The following is a 3803-nucleotide window of genomic DNA, read 5'->3' on the forward strand; positions in this document are numbered from 1 at the left end:
TCGGGAGGCCTCGACCCCTATCCGGCGACCGACGCGCCGACCCCAACTACACCCTGGATCCTGAAGAGCCCCGAATACCCCCGCAAGGCGGTGCAATTCCCCGCAAACTAAGGTAGAATTAGTAGGAGCAAGCCCGGTAATCCGAGACGGGAATCCCACACCAAAGAACCGAGGGATAAACCTATGCAACTCGTGTCTATCAGAGCCGGGGCGGAACACGCAGCGGTCTCGACCCGCACCATTGAAAACCTTTTGAAAGACGGCAGATTGACCCGGTACAAACTGACCGGGGGCGCGGCCGTCCGTATCGACCTGGACGAGCTTCTCTCACTATTCGTGCCGACCGGGAAGGAGCAGTCCGAATGAGCGTCAAAACCGACCTCACCGCCGAACTCATCAACGCCGCCCACCAGAACGGGCAACGCCTATCAGTGTCCCGGGCACGACGACTCGCGGCCCGCGCGCTGCGCGAACCGGAGCCCGTGGCGTACGTACTCACTTACCGGGATGACACGGGCGAGCACGCCGTCCACCGCGCCATGCGTGAGGCCGCCCGATGAACACGCCGCGCATCCGCACCGGGATCCACCTCAACGACCCCGAGGCACCGTACCCCGCTTGCTTGCAGCTCCGTATCGGCGACACCGCACGACAGCTGGACGTGTCCAACGCCCGCGGGATCGCTGACCGGATACACGACCTCTGCGACCGTATCGACGTGCTCAACGGCGACGCCCGTCCCCCCGCACCGGAGGACACCCCGTGATCCAGGACGAGCACACCGTGGAACTCACGTACGGGCAGCTAAAAAAACAGCGCGGGATCCTCATCCAAACAAAGCAAGGCCGGGTATTCATCCCGGCTTTTTGTTTACCCGATATCAGACGGAGGTTAGCGGGCATGCAATACCAGCTCGAAAACCTCCCAGAACCGAACAGGAAGAACGCATGATCGTTATTCACACTCCCACCACGGGAACACACGAGTTCCCCGGTGAACACGAAGTCACCAACAATGGCGGGACCTTGAAACTTACCCGCGCCGGCAAGCCCGTCGCAGTTTTTCGCGAATGGTCTTTTTGGAAAGAAGCCCCCGAGGCCCCCGAGCGAAAGACGGTGATGATCGGATGAACAGCTACGAAGAACACCCCATGACCGCCGCCCGTGGCGCCCTGTTCGGGGACCGTCAGCCCCCGGCTGAACCAGCCCCGGAGCCCGCCCCCGAGGTGGACCCCCGGGAGCCCGTGGCGGCCCGCTACGGCCTGCCCATCGACGCGCTGCGAGGAGCCACCACCGCCGAGGTGGAAGCACACGCCGAGCAGATCACCGCTTGGCTCGACTCCCGGCAGCGGATGGGCCCGGTACTCGCGCAGGGGAAGCACCCGGGGCAGTACCGGCCCCCGGTGAACCCCCTCCGTAACCTCGCCAATCCGGGAGCGCCCGTCCCGCACGACGTTGCGCACCCGGACCACGACACCGCCCACAAGCGCCCCGGGTGGATCGGGCACTAACCCGAGCACCCCGACCACAACAACAACGCAACAACGGAAGGAGCCCCCGTGGCCCTGAATAGCATTGACCGTGAGACGACCATCAACGGCGCCCTGACCGCCCTGACCGCCGTGGGGATCGAACCCCCGGCCCTGCCCGAGTACACCGCCCTGCCCGCCTGTGCGACCACAGTGGAGGACATTGCCGACGCTGTGCGCGCCTCTAAGGCGGCCGACCCTTACAGCGACCCGCGTGTGCAAAAACTGTGGATCGCCCGTCAGGTAGGCACCGCCTCGTGGTTGTACGAGTCCAATCGGAATCATCAGTCTGAGGCCCGCGCCCAAGCACTCATCAACGCCCGCCCCGGGCTGACCGCCCAGCTCGCGGAGAAGTTCGACGCCGCCGCGGAGAAGCTCACCGCCGCCGCCCAGGTGATCGGGAACCGCGAGAACATTCGGGAACTCTCCCCGGGCCTGGACCGCCCCGAGGAAGTCCACGCCGCCTTGGACGTCCAGTACGCAGAACAGGCAATCGAGGACGTGCTGCGGGTGCGTGCGGCCCTGGACTCCCTCGCAGGCCCCCGCATGGAACACGGCGGCAACACCGCGATCTTCGGGTGGGCGAACCCCACCCCCGCCGAACGGCAGCGCATTGGGACACTGGGGCGCGAGACCCCGTGGAACACCGCACGCGCCGGCGTGGCCCTCGCCATGGCCGAAGACCGTGAGGAGCTCGCCACCCGGATCCGTGAGCACGAGACCGCCCAGCAGCGCGCCCGCACCGCCCAGGTCCGCCAGGCCGAAGCAGCCCGCCGGACCCGCTGACCCGTACCCCCAGGGCCGCAGCGCGCCCCGTGGACACCACCGCGGGGCGCGCAGGGCACCACCAGCCAGAAAGAGACCTTATGCCCAGCACCTGCACCGTTGACGGATGCGAACGGAAACACGCAGCCCGAGGGCTTTGTGCAATGCACTACGCACGGTGGCGCAAGTACAACGACACGGGCGGGCCAGACGCTTGGATCGCAGCACCCCGCAACCGCACATGCGCTGCGGATGAGTGCCAGCTACCAGCCGTAGCTAAGGGACTCTGCAATACCCATTACGCCAGGATGAGACGGCTAGGCGACGCGAACGCGCCCGTGAAGCCGAAGTACACCGGGCGCTGCCGAACGGAGGGTTGCACCCGGAAGCAGTACGGCCACGGATACTGCCACGCCCACTATCAACGGATACGCAAGACCGGCACCGCAGGGGATAAGCCCATCCGGCTCCACAACGCCACGGCAGCCGAGAAGATCGCCCTGTGGACCCCCGAGCACCAGCCCGACCAATGCGCGCCGTGGCAAGGACGTATCGCGTCCACAGGGTACGGGCTGGTCCACATTCCTACCCGCGGGCAGAAGCTCGCCCACCGCATCGCCTACGAGGTAGCGCACGGGGTGACCCTGGATCCTCACACCCCGATCCACCACACCTGCGCGAACCGTGCGTGCGTGAACCCCGAGCACCTGCAAGCCGTGGCACCACACGAGAACACCGCCGAGATGATGGAACGCGCCTACTACAAGCGACGCATCGCACAGCTTGAAGCCCAGCTAGCCGAGGCCAAGGGCAGGATCGAGGCCACACCATGAGCACGAACCGGACCGGGCGGGGCGCGTGGAAGAACCTGCGGGCCACCATGATCGCCGAGGCCCAAGCCTGCGGGCACACCACCTGCCCAACCTGCGGGACCTGGATCGACTACCACCACGCAGGTCTACCCAACTCACCCGAGGTCGACCACATCACACCACACGCACGAGGAGGGACAGACACACCCGCGAACCTCCGAGTCGTCTGCCGTACCTGCAACCGAAGCATGGGCGCACGCATGACCCGACCCCCACGCACACCACCAGCACGCGCCAAGCAGCCGCCCACGGCCGCGCCCTGGTGACATGACCCCCACGTCCACCACCTCGCCCACGGGCGGCCCTATTCTCAGCGCATGACCACTACCGAAGCATGGACCCTCACACTCGTCATCCTCGCAGGAGGACTACAAGCGGGCGGCCTCGTCTGGGCATGGGCACGCGCTAAATCCAACGCACGGGCAGCACGCGCCAACCTTGAAGCCGCCATCGGCACCATCGGCGAAGGGGGACTGACATGGGACCAGCACGACCACCTCATTCCCTACCTCGGCAAACACATCGCGGACTCCACCCTCGACTCCTACAAAGGACAGGGGGACTGTAAGAAAAACGGTGTGTGAGGGTCCGGCCTGATCCGAAAGGAGACGGCCGTGACCGACTTCACGACAGACAGG

General features: G+C 66.0%; 8 protein-coding genes. All 8 read left to right on the forward strand.

What is annotated here, in order from left to right; all coding sequences use genetic code 11:
• The first annotated feature begins 362 nt into the window (after window positions 1-362).
• The 8 genes from RF637_RS13615 (at window position 363) to RF637_RS13650 (ending at window position 3749) form a co-directional block, all read left to right on the forward strand.
• Window positions 363-560 carry a hypothetical protein gene (locus RF637_RS13615; RefSeq protein ID WP_368845104.1) on the forward strand — a complete coding sequence of 66 codons (198 nt, stop codon included), beginning with the start codon at window positions 363-365 and terminating at the stop codon, window positions 558-560.
• A complete protein-coding gene (locus tag RF637_RS13620) occupies window positions 557-766 on the forward strand; it encodes a hypothetical protein (protein WP_368845105.1) in 210 nt (69 codons plus the stop codon). Before RF637_RS13615 ends, RF637_RS13620 begins: the two co-directional genes overlap by 4 nt.
• 181 nt (window positions 767-947) lie before the next feature.
• Window positions 948-1130, forward strand: coding sequence for a hypothetical protein (locus RF637_RS13625; protein WP_368845106.1), 183 nt, complete (start codon window positions 948-950; stop codon window positions 1128-1130).
• On the forward strand, window positions 1127-1510 hold the full coding sequence (locus RF637_RS13630) for a hypothetical protein (RefSeq protein ID WP_368845107.1): 384 nt from the start codon (window positions 1127-1129) through the stop codon (window positions 1508-1510). The genes RF637_RS13625 and RF637_RS13630 overlap by 4 nt, the downstream gene beginning before the upstream one ends.
• A 48-nt stretch (window positions 1511-1558) precedes the next feature.
• Window positions 1559-2314 (forward strand): hypothetical protein, encoded by a 756-nt coding sequence (locus RF637_RS13635; RefSeq protein ID WP_368845108.1) that lies wholly within the window; start codon window positions 1559-1561, stop codon window positions 2312-2314.
• 317 nt (window positions 2315-2631) lie between these two features.
• On the forward strand, window positions 2632-3126 hold the full coding sequence (locus RF637_RS13640; RefSeq protein ID WP_368845109.1) for an HNH endonuclease: 495 nt from the start codon (window positions 2632-2634) through the stop codon (window positions 3124-3126).
• Between the two features lie 47 nt (window positions 3127-3173).
• Complete coding sequence (locus tag RF637_RS13645; RefSeq protein WP_368845111.1) at window positions 3174-3431, forward strand: HNH endonuclease; 258 nt, start codon at window positions 3174-3176, stop codon at window positions 3429-3431.
• A gap of 51 nt (window positions 3432-3482) precedes the next feature.
• Entirely contained in the window at window positions 3483-3749 is a 267-nt protein-coding gene (locus RF637_RS13650) for a hypothetical protein (RefSeq protein WP_368845110.1), read from the forward strand.
• The last annotated feature ends 54 nt before the right edge of the window (window positions 3750-3803 follow it).

The organism is Kocuria sp. CPCC 204721 (assembly GCF_040980945.1).
GTDB classification, from domain to species: Bacteria; Actinomycetota; Actinomycetes; order Actinomycetales; family Micrococcaceae; genus Kocuria; species Kocuria marina.